Annotated in this window: 25 protein-coding genes; 12 read left to right on the top strand and 13 right to left on the bottom strand. The window is 68.6% G+C overall.

Features of this window, described 5'->3' with window-relative positions:
• Nucleotides 1-89: 89 nt before the first annotated feature.
• Complete coding sequence (locus tag IE318_RS34195; RefSeq protein WP_189906620.1) at nt 90-2,600, bottom strand: transglycosylase domain-containing protein; 2,511 nt, start codon at nt 2,598-2,600, stop codon at nt 90-92.
• A gap of 990 nt (nt 2,601-3,590) precedes the next feature.
• On the opposite strand from IE318_RS34195, the gene IE318_RS34190 reads away from it, so the two are divergent.
• From IE318_RS34190 to IE318_RS34175, 4 genes are all read left to right on the top strand, one after another.
• Entirely contained in the window at nt 3,591-4,391 is an 801-nt protein-coding gene (locus IE318_RS34190; protein WP_189906608.1) for an ABC transporter permease, read from the top strand.
• Nucleotides 4,392-4,461: 70 nt separating this feature from the next.
• On the top strand, nt 4,462-5,304 hold the full coding sequence (locus tag IE318_RS34185) for an ABC transporter permease (protein ID WP_229903932.1): 843 nt from the start codon (nt 4,462-4,464) through the stop codon (nt 5,302-5,304).
• A gap of 15 nt (nt 5,305-5,319) precedes the next feature.
• A complete protein-coding gene (locus IE318_RS34180; protein WP_030167408.1) occupies nt 5,320-6,330 on the top strand; it encodes an ABC transporter ATP-binding protein in 1,011 nt (336 codons plus the stop codon).
• Between the two features lie 55 nt (nt 6,331-6,385).
• Nucleotides 6,386-7,132: a DUF1707 SHOCT-like domain-containing protein gene (locus IE318_RS34175; protein ID WP_189906606.1), complete on the top strand. Its 747-nt coding sequence runs from the start codon at nt 6,386-6,388 to the stop codon at nt 7,130-7,132.
• A gap of 4 nt (nt 7,133-7,136) precedes the next feature.
• Here IE318_RS34175 and IE318_RS34170 read toward each other — a convergent pair whose 3' ends face one another.
• On the bottom strand, nt 7,137-8,483 hold the full coding sequence (locus tag IE318_RS34170; RefSeq protein WP_189906604.1) for an SGNH/GDSL hydrolase family protein: 1,347 nt from the start codon (nt 8,481-8,483) through the stop codon (nt 7,137-7,139).
• A 276-nt stretch (nt 8,484-8,759) separates the two neighbouring features.
• On the opposite strand from IE318_RS34170, the gene IE318_RS34165 reads away from it, so the two are divergent.
• On the top strand, nt 8,760-10,100 hold the full coding sequence (locus IE318_RS34165; RefSeq protein WP_373311356.1) for a DUF445 domain-containing protein: 1,341 nt from the start codon (nt 8,760-8,762) through the stop codon (nt 10,098-10,100).
• Between the two features lie 320 nt (nt 10,101-10,420).
• Entirely contained in the window at nt 10,421-11,971 is a 1,551-nt protein-coding gene (locus IE318_RS34160; protein WP_189906602.1) for an MFS transporter, read from the top strand.
• 30 nt (nt 11,972-12,001) lie between these two features.
• Here the strand turns inward: IE318_RS34160 and IE318_RS34155 are convergent, their stop codons facing one another.
• Nucleotides 12,002-12,319: a hypothetical protein gene (locus IE318_RS34155; RefSeq protein ID WP_030167422.1), complete on the bottom strand. Its 318-nt coding sequence runs from the start codon at nt 12,317-12,319 to the stop codon at nt 12,002-12,004.
• A 257-nt stretch (nt 12,320-12,576) separates the two neighbouring features.
• Between IE318_RS34155 and IE318_RS34150 the strand changes: the two genes are divergently transcribed.
• The 3 genes from IE318_RS34150 (at nt 12,577) to IE318_RS34140 (ending at nt 14,217) form a co-directional block, all read left to right on the top strand.
• Entirely contained in the window at nt 12,577-13,050 is a 474-nt protein-coding gene (locus IE318_RS34150) for a carboxymuconolactone decarboxylase family protein (protein ID WP_030167425.1), read from the top strand.
• 131 nt (nt 13,051-13,181) lie between these two features.
• Complete coding sequence (locus IE318_RS34145; RefSeq protein ID WP_189906600.1) at nt 13,182-13,601, top strand: Hsp20/alpha crystallin family protein; 420 nt, start codon at nt 13,182-13,184, stop codon at nt 13,599-13,601.
• Nucleotides 13,602-13,740: 139 nt separating this feature from the next.
• Nucleotides 13,741-14,217, top strand: a complete 477-nt coding sequence (locus IE318_RS34140) for a DUF2267 domain-containing protein (RefSeq protein WP_189906598.1) — start codon at nt 13,741-13,743, stop codon at nt 14,215-14,217.
• Nucleotides 14,218-14,298: 81 nt separating this feature from the next.
• Here IE318_RS34140 and IE318_RS34135 read toward each other — a convergent pair whose 3' ends face one another.
• The 3 genes from IE318_RS34135 to IE318_RS34125 form a co-directional block, all read right to left on the bottom strand.
• Nucleotides 14,299-14,850, bottom strand: a complete 552-nt coding sequence (locus IE318_RS34135) for a lactonase family protein (RefSeq protein WP_189906597.1) — start codon at nt 14,848-14,850, stop codon at nt 14,299-14,301.
• A 144-nt stretch (nt 14,851-14,994) separates the two neighbouring features.
• Nucleotides 14,995-15,204, bottom strand: coding sequence for a DUF397 domain-containing protein (locus tag IE318_RS34130; protein ID WP_189906595.1), 210 nt, complete (start codon nt 15,202-15,204; stop codon nt 14,995-14,997).
• Entirely contained in the window at nt 15,205-16,050 is an 846-nt protein-coding gene (locus IE318_RS34125) for a helix-turn-helix domain-containing protein (RefSeq protein ID WP_189906593.1), read from the bottom strand.
• Nucleotides 16,051-16,270: 220 nt separating this feature from the next.
• Here IE318_RS34125 and IE318_RS34120 point away from each other — a divergent pair, with 220 nt between their 5' ends.
• A complete protein-coding gene (locus tag IE318_RS34120; RefSeq protein ID WP_189906591.1) occupies nt 16,271-16,903 on the top strand; it encodes an ATP-binding protein in 633 nt (210 codons plus the stop codon).
• Here the strand turns inward: IE318_RS34120 and IE318_RS34115 are convergent.
• Complete coding sequence (locus IE318_RS34115) at nt 16,900-17,193, bottom strand: HNH endonuclease (RefSeq protein ID WP_189906589.1); 294 nt, start codon at nt 17,191-17,193, stop codon at nt 16,900-16,902. The genes IE318_RS34120 and IE318_RS34115 overlap by 4 nt on opposite strands.
• A gap of 285 nt (nt 17,194-17,478) precedes the next feature.
• On the opposite strand from IE318_RS34115, the gene IE318_RS34110 reads away from it, so the two are divergent.
• Nucleotides 17,479-18,609, top strand: a complete 1,131-nt coding sequence (locus IE318_RS34110) for a DNA cytosine methyltransferase (RefSeq protein ID WP_189906587.1) — start codon at nt 17,479-17,481, stop codon at nt 18,607-18,609.
• Between the two features lie 54 nt (nt 18,610-18,663).
• On the opposite strand, the gene IE318_RS34105 is transcribed toward IE318_RS34110, so the two are convergent.
• The 3 genes from IE318_RS34105 to IE318_RS34095 all read right to left on the bottom strand — a co-directional run bounded on the left by IE318_RS34105 (nt 18,664) and on the right by IE318_RS34095 (nt 22,652).
• Entirely contained in the window at nt 18,664-20,493 is a 1,830-nt protein-coding gene (locus IE318_RS34105; protein WP_189906585.1) for a DEAD/DEAH box helicase, read from the bottom strand.
• The gene (locus tag IE318_RS34100) at nt 20,490-21,905 is read right to left on the bottom strand and encodes a ParB N-terminal domain-containing protein (RefSeq protein WP_189906583.1); all 1,416 of its coding nucleotides are present in this window, start codon (nt 21,903-21,905) and stop codon (nt 20,490-20,492) included. The genes IE318_RS34105 and IE318_RS34100 overlap by 4 nt, the downstream gene beginning before the upstream one ends.
• Nucleotides 21,906-21,974: 69 nt before the next feature.
• On the bottom strand, nt 21,975-22,652 hold the full coding sequence (locus tag IE318_RS34095) for a KpnI family restriction enzyme N-terminal domain-containing protein (protein WP_189906581.1): 678 nt from the start codon (nt 22,650-22,652) through the stop codon (nt 21,975-21,977).
• 38 nt (nt 22,653-22,690) lie between these two features.
• Here IE318_RS34095 and IE318_RS34090 point away from each other — a divergent pair, with 38 nt between their 5' ends.
• Nucleotides 22,691-23,560 (top strand): hypothetical protein, encoded by an 870-nt coding sequence (locus tag IE318_RS34090; RefSeq protein ID WP_189906579.1) that lies wholly within the window; start codon nt 22,691-22,693, stop codon nt 23,558-23,560.
• Here IE318_RS34090 and IE318_RS34085 read toward each other — a convergent pair.
• The 3 genes from IE318_RS34085 to IE318_RS34075 are packed head-to-tail and all read right to left on the bottom strand — an operon-like array spanning nt 23,538 to nt 25,808.
• The gene (locus IE318_RS34085; RefSeq protein WP_189906577.1) at nt 23,538-24,056 is read right to left on the bottom strand and encodes a very short patch repair endonuclease; all 519 of its coding nucleotides are present in this window, start codon (nt 24,054-24,056) and stop codon (nt 23,538-23,540) included. The two genes, IE318_RS34090 and IE318_RS34085, sit on opposite strands and share 23 nt — an antisense overlap.
• 10 nt (nt 24,057-24,066) lie before the next feature.
• Complete coding sequence (locus IE318_RS34080) at nt 24,067-24,825, bottom strand: NgoMIV family type II restriction endonuclease (RefSeq protein WP_189906575.1); 759 nt, start codon at nt 24,823-24,825, stop codon at nt 24,067-24,069.
• A gap of 2 nt (nt 24,826-24,827) precedes the next feature.
• On the bottom strand, nt 24,828-25,808 hold the full coding sequence (locus IE318_RS34075; protein WP_189906573.1) for a NaeI family type II restriction endonuclease: 981 nt from the start codon (nt 25,806-25,808) through the stop codon (nt 24,828-24,830).
• Nucleotides 25,809-25,832: the final 24 nt, after the last annotated feature.

Raw genomic sequence — 25,832 nt, 5'->3', positions numbered from 1 at the left:
CACCGACAACGGCGGGATCTTCGGTCCACGACGATTCACACCAAACCAACGACGAACCTCTGACTCAGGTCACTAGGCAGGGTTCTGGGCTAGGTGGGGTTCTGGCCGCCCCACATGCCCGTGTCCGTGCCGGTGGTCGTCCCTCCGTCGCCGGTGGTGCCGCCGCTCGGGCTGGTGCCGCCGGTCGTACTGCCACCCGTGGTCGGGGTGGATCCGCCCGCGCCGCCCGTGGTCGGGGTGCTGCCTCCCGTGGTGCCGGTGGTGGTGCCCGTGTCCGTGCCTCCGGTGGTCGGGGTGCCACCGGTGGTGTCGCCGGCGGTGGTGTCGCCCGTGGTGCCGGTGGTGTCGCCCGTGGTGCCGCCGGTCTGGCCCTGGACCTGGCCCTGACCCTGGGTGTCCTGACCGCCGGTGTCCGTGCCGGTGGTGGTGGAGCCGTTGTCCTGGCCGCCGGTGCCGGGCGTCTCCACGGCGCCGCTGGACGGCGGCGGCTGGGTCTGGTCGGCGCCGGGCTGGATCTGCAGGTCGAAGTCGCTGGCCAGGGTGTTCTTCAGGGCGTCGCCCATGAACTGGGCCCAGATGCTGCCGGGCGGGCCGCTGCCGTTGATCCGGGCCAGGCCCAGGGCGCCGTAGAGCGGCTTGTGGGCGGCGGTGACCGGGTCCTGGCCCATGACGGAGACGACGGTGGCCAGGTCGGGGGTGTAGCCGGCGAACCAGGCGGCCTGGTCGTTCTCGGCGGTGCCGGTCTTGGCGGCGGCCGGGCGGCCGATCGCCAGCGCCGGGGCGCCGGTGCCGTTCTGGACGACGGACTGCAGGACCGCGGTGGTGGTGTCGGCGGCCTCGCGGCTGACAGCCTGCGAGGTGGTCCGCTCGGGCAGGTCCACCACGTCGGTGCCGTCCTTGGTGATCTTCTTGATGATCGTGTACGTGCCGTGCTTGCCGTGGTTGGCGAGGGTCGCGTAGGCCTCGGCCATGTCGAGGACGCTGGCCTGGGCCACGCCGAGCGCGATGGACGGGCTGCCGATCAGCTCCGGGGTGTCGGACGGGACCCCGAGGGCGACGGCGGTGTCCTTCACCTTGTCGGAGCCCACGTCGACGGCCATCTGCGCGTACACCGCGTTGACGGACTTGTCGGTGGCCTCGCGGACGGTGATGTTGCCGTAGGAGTGCTGGTCCTCGTTCTCGGGGGCGTAGTAGCCGCCGTTCCAGCCCTGTACGGGCCGCTTGTTGGTGCCGTCGTAGAGCGTGTTGGGGGTGATGGGGCGGCCGTCGGCGGTGTCGGAGTGGTTCTGGACGGCGGCGGTGAGGACGAACGGCTTGAAGGTGGAGCCGACCTGGAAGTCCCTGCGGGTGGCGTTGTTGGTGAACTGCTTGACGTAGTCGATGCCGCCGTACATCGCCACGACCTCGCCGGTCTTGGGGTCGACGGCGGCGCCGCCGGCCCGGACGTACTTGTCGACGGGGTTGTTCTTCTTGTCCAGCTTGCTCATCACCTGGTCGTTGACCGCCTTGACGAAGGCGTCCTGCTTGCTCTTCTCCAGGGTGGTGGTGATGCGGTAGCCGCCCGCGGCCAGCTCGTCCTCGCTGAGGATGTTGTTCTTGGCGAGGTAGTCCTTCACGGCGCGGACGAGGTAGCCGCGCTGTCCGGCCATGTTGGTGGGGACGGTGGCCTCCTTGGGCATCGGGAACTTCATGCCTGCCCGATCGGAGGCGCTGAGCCAGTTCTTCTTGACCATGCCGTCCAGGACGTAGTTCCAGCGGGCGACGGCGGCGGCCTTGTTCTCGGGGTGGGCGATCACGTCGTACTCGCTGGGCGCGTTGACGAGAGCGGCGAGGTAGGCGGCGCGGGCCGGGTCGAGGTCCTTGGCCTTGACGCCGTAGTAGGCCTGGGCGGCGGCCTGGATGCCGTAGGCGTTGCGGCCGAAGTAGCTGGTGTTGAGGTAGCCCTCGAGGATCTTGTCCTTGGGCTCGTTGCGGTCCAGCTTGATCGAGATGAAGAACTCCTTCACCTTGCGGGTGACGGTCTGTTCCTGGCCCAGGTAGTAGTTCTTGACGTACTGCTGGGTGATCGTGGAGCCGGACTGCTTGCCCTTGCCGGTGGCGGTGTTCCAGCCGGCGCGGAGCATCGCCTTGGGGTCGACGGCGGACTCGGTGTAGAAGTCGCGGTCCTCGGCGGCCAGTACGGCGTGCTGGGCGTCCTTGGAGACCTCGGCGAGGGTGACGTTCTCGCGGTTGATGTCGCCGTCGCGGGCGATCTCGGTGCCGTCCTCGTAGAGGTAGACGTTGGCCTGCTTCATGGCGAGGGCGTTGGCGGGCGGGATCTTGACCAGGGAGTACCCCAGGAAGAACGCGCCGATCACCAGCAGCACGACGGTGAGGAACCCGCCGAGCACCATTCGCCAGGTCGGCACGAGCCGCCGCCAACCGGTCCGCTTGGCCCGCTTGGACTGCTTGGTCCGCTCGGGCTGTTGGGGCTGGTGGGGCTGCTCCGGCTGCTCGGATCGGTCGCTTGCACCGCCGTCGGCGGCGAGCTGTGCCCTCGGGCTGTCTGCCCCGGGGGTGGCCGGCCGGCTTGCCGAGGGGCTGCCCGCCGGGCCGCCCACAGGGCCGCCCTGGCCGAAAGCTCCCGCGCGGGCGGCCACGCCGCGACCACCCGCGGCACCCGCAGCGCCGGCACCGCCGGCCCATGAGGGCCTGAGGACGGTGGTGTCCTCGTTTCCGCTCGCGGGCTGTCCGCTCTTGCCCGTGTCGTGCTTCGCTGCGGGGGCGTTGGCATTGCCCCGCCCGGCGGCCGCGGCGGCTCCGCCTTCGGCGGAACCCGCGGGGCCGCCCACGGCGTCGCCCTGGCTGCCGCTGCCGCTGCCGCTGCCGCTGCCGCTGCCGCTGCCTCCCGCCGAGGACCCGCCCGTGCTTTCGGCGGTGGAGGACCTGCCCACGCCTCCCGCCGCGCTCCCGGCCGCAGTCTCGGCTCGGTCGCCGCCGGCGCCACCCGGCCGCCCACCCGCGGCAGTCCCCGCGCGGCCCTGGCCCGCGGACTCGTCGCGTTCCTGTCCGGCGGTCCGGGCGGAGTCCTGCGTCGCAGATCCGGAGCTGCCCTGTCCGGTGGCCGTCGTGCGGCCCCGTGCCGCGGAACCCTCGGCGTCCTCCCCGGCCGCCCCCTCGGCATTCTCTCCGGCGCCCCCGGCCGAGTGCCGCGTCGTGGAGCCCTCGGGCTCCCGGGCCGCGGGCTCGGCCGAGCCCGCGCCTGCGGAGGCGGGCCCGGGCCCGGGTGTGGGCTTCGCCGGCCCGGTTCGCTCGGGTTGGTGTGCGGTCGCCTCCGGTTCGGCGGACCGCGGCTGCGGCTGCGCCTCCGCCTGTGGCTGCTCGGCCTGCGGCTGCGGCTCGTCGCTCATCTCGTGCACGGACTCCTGTTTCGCGTCGTACGTCGCCGTACGCCCTCATGCGCCTTCTGCGCCCCCAGATGAAGACTCTCGCACCAAGCGTTCCGTTCCCGGTCTCGGGCAATTGTCCGGACGGAAAAACGCGTGGCATGTCGCGTCGCGCGCGCACTAGGCTCCTGCGCTTCGGTGTCGGCGGACCTTGGAGGGCGTGACGTGGGCGCTGGGCGGTTGTACGCGGCCGTCGCGGCGGGGGGATTCAGACGGTACGCGACGTATCGGGCGGCCACGGCGGCCGGGGTGTTCACGAACACGGTTTTCGGGCTGATTCTCGTGTACACGTACCTTGCGTTGTGGGACGTCCGCCCGCACCTGGGCGGCTACGACCGTGCCCAGGCCGTGACGTACGTGTGGCTGGGACAGGCCTTTCTGTCCACGCTCGCGATCGGCGGGGGCGGCGTCGAGGACGAACTGATGGAACGCATCCGTACGGGTGACATCGCCATCGATCTGTACCGGCCCGCCGACCTGCAGCTGTGGTGGCTGGCGGCCGACCTGGGCCGCGCGATGTTCCAGCTGGTTGGTCGCGGGATCGTGCCCTTCGTGTTCGGGGCGCTGTTCTTCCCCGTCGCGCTGCCCACCGACCCGCTGACCTGGGCGGCGTTCCTCGGTGCCGTGCCGATGGCGATGCTGGTGAGCTTCGGGATCAGGTTCCTGGTCGCGCTGAGCGCGTTCTGGCTGATGGACGGGACCGGTGTGGTGCAGATGGCGTGGCTGGCCGGGTACTTCTGCTCGGGGATGCTGCTGCCGCTGAACGTCTTCCCCGGCGCGCTCGGCGAGGTGGTCCGGGCGCTGCCGTGGTCGTCGCTGCTGCAGGCCCCGGCCGACGTACTGCTGGGGCATGCCGACGCGCTGAACACGTACGTCTTCCAGGGAGCGTGGGCGGTGGCGCTGCTGGCGGCCGGGCGGCTGCTGCAGTCGGCGGCGACGCGGCGGGTGGTGGTCCAGGGTGGCTGAGATCACGGGGGCCGGGCCCCACGGGCGCCGTACGGACGAGGAGACCGAGGCCGCAGTCGCGCCCGCGCCCGTGCCCGCTCCCGCTCCCGCGCTCGCGTCCCGCAGCCGGCCGGCGGACGGCCTGCGGGCCTACCGCCTGATCGCCGGGATGTGGCTGCGTTCCACGATGGCCTACCGGGCCTCCTTCATCATGACCACGTTCGGGAACTTCGCGGCGACCGCGCTGGACTTCGTGGCGATCCTGCTGATGTTCTCCCGCGTGGACGCCCTCGGCGGCTACACGCTGCCGGAGATCGCCTTCCTCTACGGGCTGACCAGCATCTCCTTCGGGCTGGCCGATCTCGCGATCGGCTCGATGGACCGCCTGGGCCGGCGGGTGCGCGACGGCACGCTGGACACGCTGCTGGTGCGCCCGGCCCCGGTGCTCGCCCAGGTCGCCGCGGACCGGTTCGCGCTGCGCCGTCTGGGCCGCGTGGTGCAGGGCGTGCTCGTGCTGGTCTACGCCCTCGGCTCGTTCGACGTGCACTGGACGGCCCCGAAGGTGCTGCTGATGCCGCTGATGATGCTGGGCGGCGCGGCGATCTTCTGCGCGGTGTTCGTCGCCGGGGCGGCCTTCCAGTTCGTGGCGCAGGACGCCTCCGAGGTGCAGAACGCCTTCACCTACGGCGGCACCACGCTGCTCCAGTATCCGCCGACGGTGTTCGCGCGGGAGCTGGTGCGCGGGGTGACGTTCGTGCTGCCGCTGGCGTTCGTCAACTGGCTGCCCGCGAGCTACGTGCTCGGGCGGCCGTATCCGCTGGCGCTGCCGTGGTGGACGGCGTTCGCCTCACCGCTGGTGGGGGTCGGCTGCTGTGCGCTGGCGGGGCTGGCCTGGCGCGTGGGGCTGCGCTCGTACCGGAGCACGGGAAGCTGAAGGGACGTGGAACCCATGGAACTGGACGGACCGGGCGGCGGGACGGACGGGGCGTTCATCGAACTCGACCGCGTCGAGAAGGTCTTCGACGTGCGCAAGAAGACCGGTTTCCTCAAGCGGGAGCGGCGGCGGGTGCGCGCGGTCGACGCGATCTCCTTCTCCGTGGCGCGCGGCGAGATGGTCGGCTACATCGGCCCGAACGGCGCCGGCAAGTCGACGACGATCAAGATGCTCACGGGCATTCTCACCCCCAGCGGCGGCCGGCTGCGCGTCGCCGGAATCGACCCCTCCCGCGAGCGGACGCGGCTCGCGCAGCGCATCGGGGTGGTGTTCGGGCAGCGTACGACGCTGTGGTGGGACCTTCCGCTGATCGACTCCTACCGGCTGATGCACCGCATGTACCGGATCCCCGACGCCCGTTACCGCGCGAACCTCGACCGCTGCGTCGAACTCCTCGAACTGGCCGACCTGCTGGACGTCCCGGTACGCCAGCTCTCGCTCGGCCAGCGCATGCGCGGCGACATCGCGGCGGCCCTGCTGCACGACCCGGACGTCCTCTACCTGGACGAGCCGACCATCGGCCTGGACGTCATCAGCAAGGCCAGGGTCCGCGAGTTCCTGCGCGACCTGAACGCCGAGCGCGGTACGACGGTGCTGCTGACCACGCACGACCTTCAGGACATCGAGCAGTTGTGCTCGCGGGTGATGGTCATCGACCACGGGCGCCTGATGTACGACGGCCCGCTCGCCGGGCTGCACGAGGCGGGCGAGAGCGAACGCACCCTCGTGGTCGACCTGGAGCGGGAGCTGCCGCCGATCGAGGTGCCGGGCACGCGCGTGGTGCGCGTGGAGGGGCCGCGGCAGTGGCTGGCCTTCCCGGCCGCCGAGTCGGCGGCGCCGCTGGTGGCGCGGATCGCGGACCGGTATCCGCTCGTGGACCTGTCGGTGCGGGAGCCGGACATCGAGGCGGTGATCGCCAAGATGTACGCGGCTTCGGCGGCCGGTGCGGAGCGTGCGGTGTCGTAGCTCCGAGCGCGCGGTCTCGTAGCCTGGCGGGCGGGGAACTCGTAGGCTGCTCCACATGACCGACGATGCCCCGGAGCTGCGCGCCTCCGACGCCGATCGTGAACGAGTCGCCGAGGTCCTTCGGGACGCCCTCGCCGAAGGACGCCTGGACATGGCGGAGTTCGAGGAGCGCCTGGACGCGGCGTACAAGGCGCGCACATACGGGGAACTGGCCCCGCTCACCCGTGACCTGCCCGCCGCGCAGACCGCCGCCCCGGTGGTGTCCCTGCACAAGGCGCCCGAGAAGAGCGGGAGTTGGGGGAGCCGCGTGATCGGCGGGGAGGGCTCCTCCTCGTGGGCCGTCGCCATCATGTCCGGGTTCCAGCGCAAGGGGTCCTGGACCGTGCCCAGGCGGTTCAACTGCTTCTCGTTCTGGGGCGGAGGCGAGATCGACCTGCGCGAGGCCAACTTCGCCGACCGCGAGGTCGAGATCAACTGCGTGGCCATCATGGGCGGGATGCAGATCATCGTGCCGCCCGGCGTCGAGGTGATCGTGCGCGGCATCGGCATCATGGGCGGCTTCGACCACCGCGAGGAGGGCGTACCGGGGGAGCCGGGCGCCCCGCGCGTGATCGTGACGGGCTTCGCCTTCTGGGGCGGCGTGGGTGTGGAGCGCAAGCTCACCAGGACGGAACGGCTCCGGCTGAAGGAAGAGCGCCGCCAGGAGAAGCTGGACCGCCGGTCCGAGCGCCGCGAACTGCAGGCGGCCCGCCGAGAGGAGCGCTGGGAGCAGCGCGACCGCCGCAGGCACCGCCACCACTGACGGATCAGACCCCCCTCTGGACCGCCCGCCGCAGACTCTCCAGGCTGAACACCTCGCCCATCCTCCGGTACCCCAGGTCGCTGGGGTGCAGATGGTCCCCGGAGTCGTACGCCTCGCGCAGCCGCCGCGGGTCGTAGGGGTCCCGCAGCGCCCGGTCGAAGTCGACGACGCCGTCGTACACCTCGCCGGCCCGGATGGCGCCGTTGACCTGCTGCCGTACCGCCTCGCGTGCCGCCGTCCACCCGGGGTGGCCCCCGAGGGGCATCAGGGTCGCGCCGACGACCTTCAGGCCGCGCGCGTGGGCCTGCCGTACCAGTGTGCGCAGCCCGGCGACGATCTTCGCCGGGTCGGGCAGCGCCCGGTTGCGCAGGATGTCGTTGATGCCGAGGTCGATCACGACGGCCTTGGCGTTCGTGCGCTCCAGCACGTCCCGGGAGAAGCGGTGCAGCCCGCTGGGGTTGGCCGCGGGCCGTCCGGGCCCGTCGGTGAGTATCTCGTTGCCGCTGATGCCCTCGTTGACGACGCTGTAGCGGGGCACGTCCCGGTCCGCGGCGACGGCGGCCCGCAGCCGCTGTGCCAGGACGTCGGTCCAGCGGTGGTTGGCGCCCGCGGTCGAGGTGATGCCGTCGGTGATCGAGTCGCCGAGGACGACGACGGTCCCGTCCGCCTGGTCGCTGAGCAGGTCCAGCGAGGTCAGGTAGCGCCAGTACGGCGTCCGCTCGGTGTACGGCGTGCCGGTGGTGTCCTCGGTGTGGTCGCCCTGGGCGACGTAGGAGGTCTGGCGGGCGCGCGGATGGTAGGTGACCGGGCCGGAGGGGGTGGGGGAGTAGGTGGTGACCAGGACGTCCGCGTCCTGCGGTACGGCGATGCGGACGGCGTCGCTGACGACCCGCCCGCCCGGCGGGACGACGACGCTCGGCACGCCGGAGAAGGTGAGCCGCCGCATCGTGCCCGTGGCGGCGGCAGCGGTGCCGTCGGTGCCGGTGCCCCTGGCGGCGGCGACCGCGACCGAGGCGTGCGCGATCGTCAGCGGCGACCGGCCGTAGAGATTGGACAGCGTGATACGGGCACTCGTACCCGCGACGCTCGTGTGCACGACGTTGCGCACCGAGCGCCGCGCCGTGCCGGTGGTCTCCGTGCCGGGTTCGCCGGCGGCCGGGGCGGCGGCCCAGGCCCCCACCCAGACGGCCGTGGAGGCGGGTGCGACGGAGCCGTGCCGGCCGTGCCGGGCAGCGAGGGAGTCCTCGGGGGCGCCGTCGTCGGAGGAGAGCACGCCGTACAGAGCGGCGGAAGCGGCCACGATCAGCGCGACGATCGCAGCGAGCAGGCCGTAGCCGTGACGCCTGGTCATATGGGTGACGTTCTCCTCCGGCGGCGGGGGCCCAGCGCTCCGGTCCTCTTCCGACAGACGCCGGGAACTTCTGTCGCGTTCCGGGAGTCGCTCAGGCAGGGACAATTGTGTACGGGACCCGTGGGCCCTCATCGAACGGGTGGACCAAAACGGGCGGACCAAAAGGCTCCGGAGCACCCTGGTGCGGCCGGAGCCACCGGACCGGAGCGGATCGAAGGACTGGAGCGGACCGAAGGACCGGAGCGGAGCCGAACGGTCGAGTGGATGGAAGGGTGGATGGAACCGACGACACAGGCCGGCCCGGAAGCGGCGCAGGCGCAGGCGGAGGCGGAGGCCGCCGTCTCGCGCCGCGCGATGACCGTGTTCAGCCCCGCCGACGAGGAGCGCCGGCGCGGTGTGCGCCGGATGAAGCTGACCGCTACCGGGCTGCTGCTGTTCGTGGCCGTGGTGTACGTCCTCGCCAAGTGGGCCGAGCACCGGGGCGCGGGCGCCTGGGCGGGCTACGTCGCCGCGGCGACCGAGGCGGGCATGGTGGGCGCCCTGGCCGACTGGTTCGCCGTCACCGCCCTCTTCCGCCACCCCCTGGGCCTGCCCATCCCGCACACCGCGATCATCCCCACCAAGAAGGACCAGCTCGGCATCTCACTGGGTGAGTTCGTCGGCGAGAACTTCCTCTCCGAGGACGTCGTACGGCTGCGGCTGCGTGCCGTGGGGATCGGCAGCCGCCTCGGTGCCTGGCTCGCCCACCCGGAACACGCGGACCGGGTGACCGCCGAGCTGGCCACCGCGCTGCGCGGCGCCCTGACGGTGCTGCGCGACTCGGATGTGCAGGCGGTGGTCGGCGAGGCGATCACCCGCCGGGCGGGCGCCCAGGAGATCGGGCCCGGCCTCGGCAAGATGCTGGAGAAGATCGTCGCCGACGGCGGCCACAGACGCGTCGTCGACCTGGTCGTCACCCGTGCGCACGACTGGCTGGTGCTGCACGGCGACTCCGTGATGGACGCGGTGCAGGGCGGCGCGCCCGGCTGGACCCCGAAGTTCGTCGACCGGAAGGTCGGGGAGCGCGTCTACAAGGAACTGCTGCGTTTCGTCACCGAGATGCGGGACATGCCCAGCCATCCCGCGCGCGGGGCGCTGGACCGCTTCCTCACCGACTTCGCCTCCGACCTGCAGTCCGACAGCGACACACGCGCGCGGGTGGAGCGGCTCAAGGGCGAGGTGCTGGGCCGGGGCGAGGTCCAGGACCTGATCGCCTCCGCCTGGACGGCCGTACGGTCCATGATCGTCGCGGCGGCGGAGGACGAGCACAGCGAGCTGCGCCTGCGCGTGCGGGCCTCCCTGCTCTCCCTGGGCGCCCGGATGGCCGTGGACCCCAAGGCGCAGGGCAAGGTGGACCGCTGGGTGGAGGGCGCGGCGGTCTACGTGGTGACGACGTACCGCAAGGAGATCACCTCCCTGATCACCGACACCGTGGCGAGCTGGGACGCCGAGCACACCACCCGCAAGATCGAGGCCCACATCGGCCGCGACCTGCAGTTCATTCGCATCAACGGCACGGTGGTGGGCTCGTTGGCGGGGTTGCTGATCTACACGGTGTCGCGGGTGCTGGGGGCGTAGGGGGAGCGGTCGCCGCGGGGCCGGGTGGACCGGGTGGGCCGGCTGACGGACCGGGTTGGGCCGGCTGACTGTGGCCGGTTTTGGGTGGCCGGGTAGTCCGTTCGGCCGTGACCGGTTTTCCATGGCCGGGTAGGCCGGCCGCCGTGGCCGGTTATCCATGGCCGGGTAGGCCGACCGCCGTGGCCGGTTAGCCATGGCCAGGTAGGCCGACCGCCGTGGCCGGTTTCCGATGGTGGGTAGGCCGGTCGGCCGTGCCCCGGGCGTGATCCGTTCCTTCGAGGGGAACCCGCATGGGGTTCCGCTCGACGAGGAGGGAGCCCATGGCCACCGCCGACGCGGCCACCGGCCGTACCGTGACCACCAGCATCCCCGCCCGGCTCGACCGCCTGCCCTGGTCGCGCTGGCACTGGACGATCGTCATCGGTCTCGGCACCGTGTGGATCCTCGACGGCCTGGAAGTCACCGTCGTGGGCAACATCGCCGGCCGGCTGTCGGAGCCCGGCAGCGGCCTGTCGATCACCTCGGGTCAGGTCACGGGCGTGGCGGCGGCCCTCTATGTGGCGGGCGCCTGCACGGGCGCCCTCTTCTGGGGCCGGCTGACCGACCGCTGGGGCCGCAAGAGGCTCTTCATGATCACCCTTGCGGTGTATCTCGCGGCGACGGCCCTGACCGCCTTCTCCTTCCAGGCCTGGTGGTTCTTCCTCTTCCGCTTTCTGACGGGCTTCGGGATCGGCGGCGAGTACGCGGCGATCAACTCCGCGATCGACGAGCTGATCCCCGCGAACTACCGGGGACGCGTCGACCTGATCATCAACGGCAGCTTCTGGGTCGGCGCGGTGGGCGGTTCCCTGCTGTCGATCCTGGCGCTGAACACCGACATCCTGGCCGCCGACGTCGGCTGGCGGATGACGTTCGCCCTGGGCGCCGTCCTGGCCCTGGTGATCCTCCTGGTCCGCCGCCACGTCCCCGAGAGCCCGCGCTGGCTGCTGATCCACGGCCGGGACCGCGAAGCCGAGGAGGTGGTGGCCGACATCGAGAGCCGCGTCGAGGCGGAGAAGGGCGAGCCGCTGCCCGAGCCGCACGGCGAGATCACCATCCACCAGCGCAGGAGCGTGAGCTTCGTCGAGATCGGCCGCACCGTCTTCGCCGACTACCGCAGGCGGGCCGTCCTCGGCTTCTCGCTCTTCATCGGGCAGGCCTTCCTCTACAACGCCATCACCTTCGGCTTCGGCGCCATCCTGACCAAGTTCTTCGACGTGCCCTCCGACCGTACCGGCTACTACTTCGCCGTCATCGCGGTCGGCAACTTCATGGGCCCGCTGCTGCTGGGCAAGCTCTTCGACACCGTCGGCCGCCGGGTGATGATCTCCTCCACCTACCTGCTGTCCGGCGTGCTCCTGTTCGGCACGGCCTGGCTGTTCCACAGCGGCGTACTGAGCACGGTCACGCTGACGGCCTGCTGGTGCGTCGTGCTGTTCTTCGCCTCGGCCGGCGCCTCCAGCGCCTATCTGACCGTCTCCGAGATCTTCCCGATGGAGACCAGGGCGATGTCCATCGCCTTCTTCTACGCCATCGGCACCGCGGCCGGCGGCATCAGCGGCCCGCTGCTCTTCGCCGACCTCACCGGCACCGGCAAGATCGGCGACACGGTCCTCGCCTTCTCCATCGGCGCCGCCCTGATGTGCGCGGCGGGCCTGGTGGCGGCCTTCCTGGCCGTGGACGCCGAGCGCCGCTCCCTGGAGGACATCGCCAAGCCGCTGACGGCGGTGGCGCAGAAGGCGAAGGCGGCCGCCAAGGGCGGCGGCCACCAGGACACCACGCCGCCTGGCTCGCCTCCGGACGCCACGCCCCCGTCGTCGAGCCCGGCCTGACCTGACGGTGGGCGGATCCGGAACCTACGCCTACGGGTGACGCCGGTCGGCGACGGCCCAGGAGGCCAGCGCGACCGCCCCCGCGACGGTGAACACGGACGGCCAGGCGCCCATCTTCTTGGCCAGCGGATGCGACCCGGCGAACGCGGCGACATAGGCGGCGGTGAGCGCCCCGGCCGCCTTCCCGCCGGCCCGCTGCCGCCACTGCTGCGCGGCGGCGGCCCCGGCGACGGCCAGTACGGCCCCGCCCAGCTGCCGCTTCCTGGTCCACCGGGCCACGCCGTACCCGCCGACGAGCCCACCGGCGGCGACCACCGCCGGGGGAACCTTCGCCGCGACCTTCGCCATCACTGCCTCCCGCAGACGTCGAACAGAAGTCGAGCAAACCGAGGCTAACCCGCACAAGAGTCCGCCGATCGACCGCCCCTCCGGACCGCGACTCACCGGTCCACCGAATGAGACGCAGGTCACATCATCCGCTCGGGCAGAGCTGTCACACGCCGAGGCCGGCCTCCGTCGTACCTGTGCAACGCCGAAACAACGAGCCGACGACAAGCAAGTCGACAAGCAGGTCGACAAGCAGGACGACGAGCAAGGAGCCCACGATGGAAGCCCGTATCAACCTCTTCGGTAACGACGTCGCGAACAAGTTCCTCCGCTACATCAACTCCGCGGGCAAGGTCCTGTCGGACTCGACGCTCCCGCACGCGACGCAGGAACTGGTGAAGATCCGCGCCAGCCAGATCAACGGCTGCGGTTTCTGCACCGACATGCACACCAAGGACGCCCTGCACGCCGGGGAGACCGCGCAGCGCCTCCTCCTGGTCGCGGCCTGGCGGGAGGCGAAGGTCTTCACCGAGGCCGAGCGTGCCGCGCTGGAGCTGGTCGAGCAGGGCACCCGGATCGCGGACGCGGCCGGCGGCGTGAGCGACGAGGTCTGGGAGAACGCCACCAAGCATTACGACGAGGACCAACTGGCCGCCCTGGTCTCCCTGATCGCCCTCATCAACGCCTACAACCGCGTGAACGTCATCGTCCAGCAGCCGGCGGGCGACTACCAGCCGGGCATGTTCGGCTGAGCCGGAGCCCGGACCCGGCACTCGACCCGAGTCAGCCAACCTGAGCTGCCTCTTGTCAACTTTCATCCAGCGGGTTATATAAGGGGCGTAGGGCATCGCACAGCAGTGCCGCACGAGAGGAGTGACCTGTGATGCTCATGCGCTCCGACCCGTTCCGTGAGTTCGACCGGCTCGCGCAGCAGGTCTTCGGCCCGGCCCGCCCCGGCACGATGGCCATGGACGCCTACCGCTCCGGAGACGACTTCGTCGTCCACTTCGACCTTCCAGGGGTCGACCCGGAGACGATCGACCTCGACGTCGAACGGAACGTGCTCAACATCCGCGCCGAGCGGAAGTCCCCCGCCCCCGAGGGTGCGGAAATGATCGCCGCCGAACGCCCCACGGGCGCCTTCACCCGCCAGCTGTTCCTCGGCGACACCCTCGACACCGACCGCATCGACGCGTCGTACGAGGACGGCGTCCTCACGCTGCGCATCCCGGTGGCCGAACAGGCCAAGCCGCGCAAGATCCAGGTTGCCGGCGGCAACCGGCGCAGGCAGCTGACCGGCTGACCACCTGCTCCGGCAGCCGCGGCGCAAGCGGCTCACGAGAGGCGTCCCGCGGGCATGGTGCCGCCCTGTGGCACCACCCGCGGGCGCCGCAGTGACGTGTCCCTGCCCGGACGGACCCCACGCGGAGGAGAACCACAGAATGATCGCGACGACGGCACCGGTCGAGACGACGAGGCGCGGCACGAGCGCCGCGCGCGGCGACGAAGCGGCAGAACACCGGCGGTGGGAGGAACTGGCCGAGAAGGTGAGGGAAGCCGGCCAGTACGCGACAAGATCGGAGGCCGAACGAGTCACCCGCATAGTCCTCTCGGCCCTGGGCGGCCATGTGACCGGCGAGGAACGAGTGGACCTGGCCCGGACCCTCCCCAGGGAAGCGGCACAGGTGATCGCCTCCCAGATCCCGGTCACCCGCCCCCTCACCGCACCGGAGTTCGTCGAGGCGGCCGCGGCCCGCATCGAGGGCTCCACACCGGCCACGGCCCGTTGGGACGTCAGCTCGGTCCTGAGCGTCCTGGCCGACATGCTGGCCCCGAACCTGCTGAACCGCATCCTGGCCCAACTCCCGCCGGGTTATGCGCTGCTGTTCGGCAGGGCGGAACTGGCCGCGGCTCGGTAACGCCTACGCACGTACCCACCAGACCTGCGGCCACCGCCAGGAAGCGGGAGTTCCCCGGCGGTGGCCACCGCGGTGACGCGATCAGTTCACCGCGATCCCCTCCATGCCCCCGTTGTCGTAGGCGGGCAGTCCGGTCACGGACGTCACCTGGCGCAGGGCTCCGTCGGCGGGGTCGACCGCGTAGCCGGTGACGGTATCGGCGCCGGCGTTCTGGACGTACAGGTAGTCACCGCCGGCGGCCATGTCGATCGGTCCCGCGTCGCTCGCCGCGGCGGTCTGTGCCATGGGCACTCCGGAGGAACCGGCCTCGAACCGACTGATGTTCGCACTGCCGGCGTTCGTGCCGTAGTAGTGGCCGTCGACGCCGACGATCCAGCACGGGGCCGTCTTGCCGTCGGACGCGGAGGAGCCGATCACACTGAGCGTGCCGTCCGGGGCGAGGTGGTAGGCGGTGACGGTCGACGGGCCCGCCTCGGTGAGGAGCAGATCGCCCGCCTCGTCGAAGACGCCGGCGAACGGCACCGGGTTGGCACTGGGGCTGGTCACCGGGGCGGAGGCCGGCCGGCCGCCGTAGAAGGGGAACACCTGGACGGCTGTCAGCGCGGCGGTTGAGGTCGCGATCTTTCGTCTCATGCTCCGCCTCCAAAGCGAGGTTATTGGTCCAGACCAAGTTGGGGGGCTGGGGGCGGGCGCCGTCCAGACGAGGCTCGGCGGCGTAAGACTCCTGTACGGCTTGGGGCGGCATGGATGGGTCAAAACGCCGATCTGCGAGGCCTCTTACCTCCGAGAGCGGGCCTGAGCTGTCACGAACCACTCCCATGCCCCTTCCGACACGGCGAGGCAAGAGCCCTCCGGCCATTTGGAGTCCCGTATGAGCACGCCGCCCGACGGGACGAAGGCGGCCTCCACGCACTCAGTGGTGTTGCCGCCGCTATGTGACGACTTGAACCACGCCAGCTCATGTGGGAACGAAGGGTCGGCAGGCATTTACAACTCCTTGCGAACGCGGTCGATCAGGGCGGAGGAAGCCTCCATGTCCAACGCTTGTGCGCGCAGATACTCGAACGCAAGTCTGTATCGCTCCAGTTCTTCGTCCTTCTCCAGGAAGAGGGACCCGGTGTGGAAGTCGACGTAGACGACATCGAGGGTCGGCTCCCGGCCTCCGATCACGACGAAGCTGCCCAGTGCTGCGGCGTGAGCTCCCTTGGAAAAGGGCAGCATCTGCAGCGTGATGTGGGGAGACTCGTTGGCCTCAAGCAGTCGGCCGAGTTGTTCCCTCATGACCTGCGGAGAGCCGACAACCCTGCGGATGACGGACTCGTCCAGGATGGCCCACAGGCGAAGCGGCCTCGGCCGCGAAAGGATCTCCTGCCGCTTCATGCGGATGTCGACGAGCCGCTCGATCTCCTCCGCTTCCAGGGGTACTTCATTGGCCTTCTGCACAGCGGTGCTGTAGTCGCGGGTCTGGAGCAGCCCTGGGACGTAGACGCAGGAGAAGTGGCTCTCCCCGACCGCTTCGTCCTCAAGCGTGAGCAGCAAGTTCATGCTCTCGGGGATGGAGTCGGCGAAGGTGCTCCACCAGCCCTGCTGCCTCGCGTCCTTGGCGAGTCCGACAACAGCGCGCCGCTCGGTCTCGGTGGCGCCATACTCCCGGCACAGGGCATCGATAACGATCCACTTGACCGGCCCTGCTTGGGTCTCGTATCGGCTGACCGTCGCCTTCGATACCCCGACAAGCAGACCGGCTTCCTCAAGCGTCAGACCCTTCCGGGCGCGCAACTTGCGCATCATCGCACCCAGTTGTCGCCGGCGTGTGGTGGTCCGTTCGGACATGTGGCTCCTTCGCCGTGTGCCGGGCGGCGGCCCGGAAGACGCCCATCAGGCTAGGTAGCTCTATGCGGGGCTCACCATCAGCTTCACTCGATTGATTCTGGTGAGAAGTTACACAGCGAGACTTCCCGTGTGCCATGCTCGGCCTCGGATCGCTACGCAGTGCAGCCGATCAGATACGGCAGGCGCAGGCATGTGCGTGGCCTGGGAGTGAGGATTGGCGATGTCCGTCCCCAAAACAACTGATTGCCGGGTCCGCTGCGTTCTGCCATTCGAGGCCGCGCCTAGCGAGGTGACGCTGCTGCGGAGAGCTGCCGCAAGGCAACTGAGCAGGTGGAATGTGCCGGTCGCTGTCGACGAGGCCGAAGTCATCGTCACGGAGCTGGCGACAAACGTCGTCAAGCATGTGGGGGAGGGTGCCTCGGCGATGCTCGTTCTGGAGTGGAGGCGTGACCGACTCCGGCTGGAGGTCCACGACCGGAGTCCTGCTCTCCCGTCCCTCCGGGACGCGGACTGCTACGAAGAGTGCGGTCGAGGCCTGCATCTCATCGCCGGCCTCGCCGTTGGCTGGGGGGCGGTTGTCACCGCTGGCGGCAAGGCGGTCTGGTGTGAGGTGCCGCTCAGTGCAGAGACGGATTGCCTTCGAATCGAGCGGGCGGTCGAGGCGCTGGAGAGGTACCAGGGCGCCGAAAGCGGCGCAGGCCGGCGCGGGCGGAGCCGGGACGCTGCCCTTGAGAAGTGCGCAGTCGAGCTGATCGCCGACCTGCTCCACTGGACAGCCGCACGTGGGCACGACCCGGAAGACGTCCTTGACCGGGCTCACATGCACTACGAAGCCGAAGCGGAGATGGCCTAGTGGGACGCCGACCGAGTGGGCATCCCCATCTCCGCGCGCAGAGATGCTGGAGTGCGCCAGGATTCTGCAAGACGGCTCCTGTGGAGCATGCGGTGGCAGTTCGCGCACAGGAGGGCAGGATCTGCGATCCGGGTCTCCGTTACGCCCGATATGTGGAGAGGCAGCCTGTGGTGGACCTCTATGGAGCCGTCTCCCGGCTCGCCGTCGGCAGCGGTGAAGCCGAACGAGCACAACTCACACCGCAGCGGCGTGCCCTCTTCCAGTACCGCCTGGATCTTACGGTCGTGCATGGGCTTGCCCCGCTAGCGGTAGAGGGCCGGCGTCTGAGGGGCCACCCCTCGCGGCTCAGTCGGACACCCTTCGTAGTGACCCCGGATCCCCGGCGCGGGCTGTCGCGATATCGTACGGGCATTCGAAAATTGGCGTCCGTTGGGCTGGTGGTGGCCAAGGTGGTCCAGGGGATGCCGCACACTGGTGTGTGCCGCCGTGTCGAGTCGCAATGTCAGTGGGTCGTGTCACCCTCTGTGAGGGCTGCCGTATGAGGCGTCACTGGAATTCGTGCAAGAGGAGGGGCCATGACCGGGACTGACCGGGGCTACACGTCGATCGAGATCTGTGCCGGCGCGGGCGGACAGGCGATCGGACTGCACTTGGCCGGTTTCAGGCACCTTGCCCTCGTCGAGATCGACAAGTACGCGGCGGCGACCTTGCGTGAAAACATCGAGGTGCACCCGAAGTGGGACTGGGAGCGCGATAACTGCGATGTTCTCTGCAAAGACGTGCTTGAGTTCGATCCCGAGCGTGACCTGGAGAAGAGCGCCCGTCTGTATCGGCGGGGTGAGGTTGACCTGCTCGCCGGCGGCGTCCCGTGCCCGCCCTTCTCTCACGCTGGCAAGCAGCTCGGCGAGGACGATGAACGCGATCTCTTCCCGCGCATCTTGGAGCTGGCCGAACTCATCCGCCCTCGCGCTGTGATGATCGAGAACGTCCGCGGTCTCATGGACGCCAAGTTCGACGACTACAGGTCACGAATCCGGGCCAGTCTCGAGGAGATGGAGCCTGACGACGACGGACTGCCCGGCTATGAGGTTGTGGGGTGGGAGGTGTACGAGGCTGAGAAGTTCGGTGTTCCGCAGCTTCGGCCGCGTTCCATCCTCGTCGCGTTCCGGAAGGACGTACTCAAGGATCTGAAGTACGAAGCTCCGGCGCCCAGTGCCGAGAGGGTCACCGTCTTCGATGCGCTTGAGGAGACGATGAAGGAGCGCTTCAAGCCGTTCAAGGACGGGTCTCGGGCTGCCCAGGCGCAAAGGGCGTTTGACGCTTGGAAGGAGAACGCCCGCAAGGACGTCGCCCCCACGCTCGTGGGAGGCTCCAAGAAGCATGGCGGTGCCGACCTTGGTCCCAGCCGGGCTAAGAAGGCGTGGCGAGCGCTCGGGGTATCGGGCATGGGCGTGGCCAACGCGCCGGTGAACGGTGAGCCGACCGGTACGGAGGACAGGGATTTGTTCGGTGCCGAAGGCCCGATGCTCACGGTTCGGCAGGCCGCGATCATTCAGGGGTTCCCGACGGAATGGGACTTCGCGGGGCGCAAAACGGCCCAGTACCGGCAGGTAGGAAACGCGTTCCCGCCGCCCGTCGCACAGGCCATCGGCGAATCGATCATCGAGGTGCTCAAGGCGGACCGCAGGCGGGCTGCCGGTCGGTGACTGAGGGCGGCTGAGAAGCGGCATACGTGGGCGGTACCGCAGCTCAGCCGTCCGTCATGGCGTCCGGCTGTCCAAGTGCGCCAGAAGGGCATGGATGTCATCGGCGTCCATGCCCAGGCCCGTGGTCTCCTCCTCTTGGAGATCGCCGAGCTGGCGCACCGCGGGGTCGTCGAGCACACTGCCCAGGAAGTGCAGCTTCTTTTCGAGACGCATAGCGACGATTTCGTCGATCGTGCCCCGGGCCGCCAGAACGGTCACGCGCGTCTCGGTGTCTGGAGGCAGCCCCAGCCGGTGAATGCGGTCAAGGCTCTGCAGGAAGCGGCCAGCCATGAAGTCGCGGTCCACGTACACGGCATCGTGGCAGACCTGGTGAAGACTGATCCCTTCACCAAGGGTCGCGGGGTTGGAGATCAGGACCTTGCATGACGGGTCCTCACGGAAGCGGCTGAGCTCAGCTTCCCGGTCCTGGGCCGAGGTGGCGCCGTAGACGGAAGCCGGGGCATGCGGTGCCAGCAGCTCCTCCAGAGTTTTCTGGCTTCGGATGAAACCAGTCCAGACCAGTGTCTTGCGGTCGGCCTGCGCGTTCTTCGCGACGATGCGAACGGCCTCCTCGTACTTCGGGGAAAGTTCATGCTGCGGCAGTCGCTGGAGCAGCGTGTGAAGTGAATCGCCATGGGAGACGTCCAGCGTCGGCAGCTGAAAGGCGAGAGGGTCGTAGGGGTTGTCACTCGGGGCCAGCAGAGCCGGACTGATGGCGGCCATCAGGGTGCGCATCGCCGCCTTGCCGAGTGCGGCCAGGTCACCTCGGCGTGCGGACGGTATCCCCTTGAGTGCGTCGTACAACTCGCGGTGCAAGGGCGGAAGTTCGACATAGCGGACTACGGGTTCAAAGGGAGGGAGGCCGAGCTCCTTCTTCGTTGTCCGCGTGAACAGCGGACGTAGGGCCTGGCTGGCGTAGGCGAGATCGCCGCCGCTGACCGCTTCGACGACGAGTTGCTTTCCGCGGCCTGGCCAGACGAACGAGAGCAGGCTTTCCAGATCCCGGGCGCCGTTGGGAGCTGGTGTCCCAGTGAGGATGAGGCGCCGCCGGGCCAGTGGACCCAGCGACAGACAAGCAGATCCGTAGGTGCCGCGGGCTCCGAGTTTCATACGGTGCGCTTCGTCGAGCACGAACATCGCCGGAGCCGTACGCAGCCACTCCGACAGGTGGTTGACAGACCCGGACAGCCTTTCGTAATTGACCAGGACAACATCGGCTTCCGGATCGGGGAATCCGGTGTCCATGACGGATGTCAGCAGGGGTTCCTTGAAGCAGAACTCCCCTTCGAATTGCCAGGACTCGTAGGCCGGCTTGGGGCATACGACGAGAAGTCGCCGGACCTCTCCCCGCTCGCGCAGGGCGCTGAATACCGCCAGGGCCGTGCGGGTCTTGCCGGCACCGGGGACGCTGAAGTTCGCGCCGTGCCCCAGGGACAGCAGCTCCCCGATGTCCCGCAGCTGGAACGAAGTGAGGTCTGCCTGCCAGCCCGCGCCCAGCAGCGCTTGGACATCACCTGGAGTGAGCGGCAGCTGCTCGGAGCCGGCAGCCGATGAGCCCAGCCGGGCCTGTACTGTCTCGGCGTCATCAAGGACACCGGTGACCAGGCTGGCCAGCTCAGGCTCCCACTCGACATCAGCGTGGGGCCAGGTGGCCAGCTCGCCGATTGAGAACAGAAAGCTGTCCAGATCAGCATCCGATGTCAGCGGGCCGCGCTGGCCACCCGGAGTCACCCGGGTGGCCAGCATCCCGAAGTCGCCTTCCAGGCCCGGCCGGGCACGGAGCACTGCCCGCGTCCTGGTGACGTCGAAGCTGATCCGGAGCGACGGGAGGTCAGAGTGCGTCATCGCTGGTCTGCCACGACCTCACGCAGCCACGACAGGCCCTCCCCCGGGAGCTGGATGCTCTTTGACGCTTCGGCTGACACCTTGGTCAGTGCTTGCCTGAGTGCGATCAGAGTGTCATCGAAGGCGGCTTCATCCAGGCTGTTGTTGCCCCGTGCCAGCACCAGGTCGGTGATGCACTGCTGAAGTTCTCGAACTGCCGCGTTGACTCGGTCGGGGGCCGCAAGCCGCTTCTTCCGGTCGCGGTTCGCCTTGTCAGCATCCTGGATTGACTCCTCGAAGGCCTCCCGCAGCGAAGACAGGGAAGTGTTGGCCGCAGTGAGCTCTTCGGCGGTCGCTGTGGACGCGGACTTCTGTGTGGCCTTCGCCCGGAGGAGCACGTCAGTGAGGGCACGGGCCCCGGCTGTTTCGGAACTTGGTGCCGGCACGGAACGATTGAGACCAGGGATGGAGACCGCCTTCGGCGGCTCCGGGGCGGCTGCGCGGATCCCTTCAGGCAAGTAGCGTTCCAGGTACTTCTCGCGGAAGTCGGTGCGGATATTACGGATATCAGTCTTGGCGAATTCAAGGACAATCGCCGCCAACCGGTATTCAAGGAGGGTGTCCGCCGCCTCCTTGTTCTTGGCCTTCTCCTTGTCATAGGTTCGGTAGAGCTCGGCGAAGCTCTCCTTAGCGTCCTCGAAGTCCATGAGGCGCAGTTTGATCCGGCCGTGCTCGCTGCGCTTGACGAGGTCGCGCAGCTGTCCGAGAACCCATGTGTCCCGTTCCAGCGCCCGCGTTGTGGTGTGAAACAGCTTGGCGATGGCGGGAAGAGGCAGCCCCTGGCTTATCTGCTCCTCAATGGCCATCAGCTTGTTGACGTAGGAGTATTCGCGCCGCCGGTCCGGCCTGAGCTGCAGCGACAGCTCAACGGAGAGAATATCGTCCCAGGTGCAGCTAGCCGGCAGAACACCCACGCGGATGGACTGGACGCCCAGCTCTTTGAGAGCGGCCCGGCGGGTGTTGCCGTTGACGAGAACACCTTCACGGGAGATGAGTCCCGGCTCGTTCTGGCGGTGTTCGTGAAGGCTCTCCTTCAGTTTGTCGAAGTCCGGATCGCGCTGGCGCGGGTCAGACGGCATTGCTGTCAGCAGGTGGTGCAGGTAGCTCTGGCCGGCTTCGGACCAGTGATCCTTAGCCAGTGCCTCTTCCTGCACGGGGTCGTAAGCGCGTTGTGCACTGACCCTGTGGGTGGCGGGGTTGTAGTAGAGCCGTTCTACCGGCATGTCGATGACTTCGACGTGGATAGGGCGGCCTCGGAACTCCACGCGGAGTGTTTCAGGCACTGCGTCACCTGCGCGCACATCCTGGAGTCGCTGCTCGACCAGGGCGCGGTTCTCATCCGCGATCGGGGGGACGCCGAAGTCCGTCGGCATGGGTACCTCTCGTCGTGAAGTGAGCGGGGAAACGATGATGTCGAACGCCGGCAAGGGAGCCGCAGGCTCCTACCCCAGGCCTTCGCGGAAGGCTTCGCGTGCCTCGGCCGGCAGTGCCCGGTACTTCGCCCAGACGTCCTCGACGGAACTGAACGTCCGCGCATCCCGCTTGATCCAGGACTTCAGGATGTCGAGTTCGAGCGAGGGGAGCGAGGCAGCCTCGGAGAGCAACGCCGGCACGTCGTACGTGGAACCGATGCCGCCGACTCGGCAGCGGTTGCACTCGACGACGTACTGGAGAGCCTTTGTCCCGTTCGGCAGCAGGACTTCACGCCTGGCCACGTCGAGCTGAGCTGTGACCTCCGAGTCGGCGTACGTGTCTCCCGGGGTGGCGCCACACGAACTGCACTTGTGGTTGTAGGTGGCCAGCAGCTCCCGGCGCTGGTTCACCGTGATCGCACTCTTGGGCCGAGTACCGCGGCCCGGCTCCCAGACGGGCTCGCCGCGCTGCACATAGCGCTGCTCGTTGGCGTCCAGGCCGATGTCCTCACGCTTCGTGTCGATCTTCCACCCGAAATCACGGAGATCCCGCATGCGGCGGTCGATCTGCGCCACATCCGGAAAGGCATCGCGGAGCTGTGCCTTGGTGAAGACGTTCCCTTCGCCGACCACCTGGACGAGCCAGAGTGCGGCCCGCTTCATCGTGCCCAGTTTGCTGTCCTGCCATGAAGGCAAGGCCGTGCTCATCTCCACCTCGCAGAGCCTGAGCGGGCCAGCCCGGCTGCATGTCAGGACAGTTGGTGCCTGACGGTGGCCCGCTGGGCACAACGGAACTCCAAGCCGACCTGAAAGTGAAGCTGCTGGGTGTCCGGATGAGCATCCGGACACAATTGAGAAGCCCGTTCGGGTTGGGCGGCGGCACACTGTCGTCAAAGCTGCCTGCAGTGAGGACAGAAGGAGCTGGCGTGCCGAGACCGGGTCACTTCAGAGAACTGGATGCCGAAATTCCGGATGAGAGAAGGGCCCTCGCCAGGGCTTTGCGCGGGTTGATGAAGGTGGTTGGCCTCTCGCTGCGGCAGACGCATGAGGAGCTGGCAAGGCGCGACCACAGCTGCGACACCTCAGCGAGCGCACTGTCCGACCTGCTCAACGCACGCATACACAGGCCCAAGGGGCAAGTTATCCGCGCGCTCTACGACCTGGCGGAGACCGTGGCGCGGACGAACGGTGCCGCAATGCCGACCACCTGGGAGGAGCTGGAGGACCTCTGGCTCAAGGCGCGTCAGCCGCCGGCACGCCTGTGTACCAACTGCCAGCGGACTATGTTGCCGGTCCCCCCAGCGCAGGGGGACCGGCAACACGGGAAAGGGCAGTGGCCCACCGCGCTGATCCTGTTGGACATGAAGCAGACCAGAAGGGCTGAGGACGTTGCCGGCATCCTGCGGCACGTCGGCATGGCGGGGGGGCCGGCAGAGGTGGCTCACGCGGTGGCCGCGTGCAGGGCGTGCGGGCTGCGTTCTGAGGCAGACGTGATCCTCAGGTATGCACAGACCGGACGCGATGGGCGCCAGCTTGCCGAGATCGCCTACGAGTTCATGAGGATCGAGGACAACGTCATGGCCCGGCGAGTACTCAAGATGTCCCTTGCTCAGTAGGGGCGTCAGCCTTGATGGCGAGGGAGGGCGGACGCCTGGATATCACGGCTTGGCGGATCACCTCACTGCATTCCTCCGCTGACTGGTGCTCCCAGAAGCGCAGGACAAGCCAGCCGGCTTCCCGCAGGCGCTCGTCTGTATCGCGGTCACGGGCCACGTTCCGGGCCACTTTGTCGGACCAGTAACCAGGGTTGGTCTTCGGAGAAACGTAATGCTCAGGGCAGCCGTGCCAGTAGCACCCATCGATGAAGACGGCTACTTTCGCGGGCCGGAAGACCATATCGGCGGTACGGCGAAGGCCAGAGAGCGGGCGAGCCGCCACTCGGTAGCGCAGCCCCTGGGCGTGCACCAGCCGGCGGACAAGCCGCTCCGGAGTGGTGTCCCGGCTCCGGATCGCCTGCATGTTGCGGCGGCGCGCGGCGGACGACGCCCATGAGCCCTCGGGCGGCACCCAGGCGGTCTGTGACGGATCTGGTTCTGGAGTGGAAGCAGTCATCTGCGGTGAGTTACCAGTCGGACAGAGTTGGCGGCAGCGTCCCATAGGGAAGGAGACGGCCCTGTTCGATGATCTCGTTGAGAGCATCCTGTTGCTGGCGGCTGCCAACAGCGGCAACTGCCGCCTTCAGGGCATCGAAGGCGATGTGATAGATAGCATCGGCTTCTCCCGTCCCTCGCGCTATCGAGGCGATCCGGCTGGGCATAGGCTCCGCGGTCACCACCACCAGATGCGGCAGCCGACCGCGCCGGTGCCTGATCATCTGGAGAAATTCATGGCGCACATTTTGTACGCGATCTGACCTGATTGTCCACTTGCAGGATACCGCGGCATGCAGATGCGGACGGGTCGCGGCCTCTGTCCCTGGACGTGTGACGCCTACCGTGACATCAGGCTTGATGAGGTAATCACGGCCGAGATCAACACGAAGGGTGGCGTTCTTGCGTACCGCTTCAGCCACTCTGTCCAAGTGCTCGTACTGCGCGAAGTCGGCCACGGTCTTCTTGTGATCAACGTGCCACGTACGTTCCGGAGACAGATGGGGCAGCGCGATCCTCAGATGATCACAGACCGCGTGTTCCAGCGCTGGGCCAAGACTTTCAGGGGTATCGGGAAGCACGACATCGGATTCCACCCCCAGTGCCTCAAGGACATGCCTCGCGAGCAGCTTTGACGTATTGCTGTCGGAGTCCGCGTTGTTTGGGACGAGCTTTCCGGTCTTCTCCAGTCTCTTCCACCCGAGGAGGCCAGTTGCGAACGGCGCGTGCATCGTCAGTCCTGTCTGGTGTGTGAAGGCAAGACCGGGGCGGGCTCAACGGGGTCGCCCGGCTGGGCGAGGACCCATTGCTTCCCGTCTAGGGACACTCGCGGAGTGTCCTCGTGCTGAGGTGTTGCGGCGACGACCCGGGCACTGACGAATTCGCCTTCGTCCGGGAGCGGGAGACCGAGCTGGTCGGCGATCTCGCGGTGGCTGGCATAGTCCCCCATGATGAGGATGCCCTCCGCTCTGAGTGCCGACCGGCTGCCGCCGTTGCCGCGGACCCGCTTCATGTAGTCCTTCTGCTGGGCCACTGTGCGCACCACGTTACGGCCGATACGTCGCTTCTGGACGCGCCGGAAGAGTTCGTTCAAGCGGCCCTGCCCCGAGCTCGCGCTGAACACGGCCTCCCGGTCTGCGGCATCCATGTGGAGCAGCACGTTCTCGGGGAGGTCCTCGTCGTGCCAGATCCACTGGATTTTGTTCCGGTGTGCCGCCTTGATCGTGAGCTTGAGGTCACGGTTGTTCCCCGTGTTCAGCCACTCCTCGCGTATCCGGACAAGGCCGATGCTCCAGAGGGACTTGTAGTCGTCTGCCCAAGCCAGCAGGCAGAGGTGGCCGACCGCCTCTGGCGGAATCATCCAGCCGCCGAACTGCTGGGAGTACTTGCAGTCCACGTCGACGCCGGCGATCTGGTAGTCCATAGCGTCGCCGTCCGCGAACCTGAACTCGCGCTGCAGATTGATCTCCACGAGAGTTCCCGCGTGAGTCTTCTCGGTCTTGAAGAGCGTCTTCCAGTCGTAGCGTCCGGTCACCTCGCCGTTGAGCAGCTGGTCGATGGTGTCACGAAGGACCCTGGCGAACCGTCGGCCCGTCGGGTCGAGAGCCTTGATGTGCTCGCAGACCTTGTCGAGTTCAGGGTCTACCGCGGCCGCCGCATGCTGCAGAGCGACCGCGGTAGCGGCTTTGATGTCGGCCTCTTCGAAAGGAAGCATGCTCTCCCCGTCGGTGAGTGGTTC

Source organism: Streptomyces spiralis, from assembly GCF_014654675.1.
In the GTDB taxonomy this organism is placed as follows: Bacteria; Actinomycetota; Actinomycetes; order Streptomycetales; family Streptomycetaceae; genus Streptomyces; species Streptomyces spiralis.
Note: the sequence above shows the minus strand (reverse complement) of the source record. Positions and strands in the feature narration are given on the sequence as shown.

Coding starts and splice junctions, on each gene's coding strand:
- IE318_RS34180 (WP_030167408.1), top strand. CDS start 5,320: ATGGAACTGGACGGACCGGGCGGCGGGACGGACGGGGCGTTCATCGAA.
- IE318_RS34175 (WP_189906606.1), top strand. CDS start 6,386: ATGACCGACGATGCCCCGGAGCTGCGCGCCTCCGACGCCGATCGTGAA.
- IE318_RS34170 (WP_189906604.1), bottom strand. CDS start 8,483: ATGACCAGGCGTCACGGCTACGGCCTGCTCGCTGCGATCGTCGCGCTG.
- IE318_RS34165 (WP_373311356.1), top strand. CDS start 8,760: ATGGAACCGACGACACAGGCCGGCCCGGAAGCGGCGCAGGCGCAGGCG.
- IE318_RS34160 (WP_189906602.1), top strand. CDS start 10,421: ATGGCCACCGCCGACGCGGCCACCGGCCGTACCGTGACCACCAGCATC.
- IE318_RS34155 (WP_030167422.1), bottom strand. CDS start 12,319: ATGGCGAAGGTCGCGGCGAAGGTTCCCCCGGCGGTGGTCGCCGCCGGT.
- IE318_RS34150 (WP_030167425.1), top strand. CDS start 12,577: ATGGAAGCCCGTATCAACCTCTTCGGTAACGACGTCGCGAACAAGTTC.
- IE318_RS34145 (WP_189906600.1), top strand. CDS start 13,182: ATGCTCATGCGCTCCGACCCGTTCCGTGAGTTCGACCGGCTCGCGCAG.
- IE318_RS34140 (WP_189906598.1), top strand. CDS start 13,741: ATGATCGCGACGACGGCACCGGTCGAGACGACGAGGCGCGGCACGAGC.
- IE318_RS34135 (WP_189906597.1), bottom strand. CDS start 14,850: ATGAGACGAAAGATCGCGACCTCAACCGCCGCGCTGACAGCCGTCCAG.
- IE318_RS34130 (WP_189906595.1), bottom strand. CDS start 15,204: ATGCCTGCCGACCCTTCGTTCCCACATGAGCTGGCGTGGTTCAAGTCG.
- IE318_RS34125 (WP_189906593.1), bottom strand. CDS start 16,050: ATGTCCGAACGGACCACCACACGCCGGCGACAACTGGGTGCGATGATG.
- IE318_RS34120 (WP_189906591.1), top strand. CDS start 16,271: ATGTCCGTCCCCAAAACAACTGATTGCCGGGTCCGCTGCGTTCTGCCA.
- IE318_RS34115 (WP_189906589.1), bottom strand. CDS start 17,193: ATGCACGACCGTAAGATCCAGGCGGTACTGGAAGAGGGCACGCCGCTG.
- IE318_RS34110 (WP_189906587.1), top strand. CDS start 17,479: ATGACCGGGACTGACCGGGGCTACACGTCGATCGAGATCTGTGCCGGC.
- IE318_RS34105 (WP_189906585.1), bottom strand. CDS start 20,493: ATGACGCACTCTGACCTCCCGTCGCTCCGGATCAGCTTCGACGTCACC.
- IE318_RS34100 (WP_189906583.1), bottom strand. CDS start 21,905: ATGCCGACGGACTTCGGCGTCCCCCCGATCGCGGATGAGAACCGCGCC.
- IE318_RS34095 (WP_189906581.1), bottom strand. CDS start 22,652: ATGAGCACGGCCTTGCCTTCATGGCAGGACAGCAAACTGGGCACGATG.
- IE318_RS34090 (WP_189906579.1), top strand. CDS start 22,691: ATGTCAGGACAGTTGGTGCCTGACGGTGGCCCGCTGGGCACAACGGAA.
- IE318_RS34085 (WP_189906577.1), bottom strand. CDS start 24,056: ATGACTGCTTCCACTCCAGAACCAGATCCGTCACAGACCGCCTGGGTG.
- IE318_RS34080 (WP_189906575.1), bottom strand. CDS start 24,825: ATGCACGCGCCGTTCGCAACTGGCCTCCTCGGGTGGAAGAGACTGGAG.
- IE318_RS34075 (WP_189906573.1), bottom strand. CDS start 25,808: ATGCTTCCTTTCGAAGAGGCCGACATCAAAGCCGCTACCGCGGTCGCT.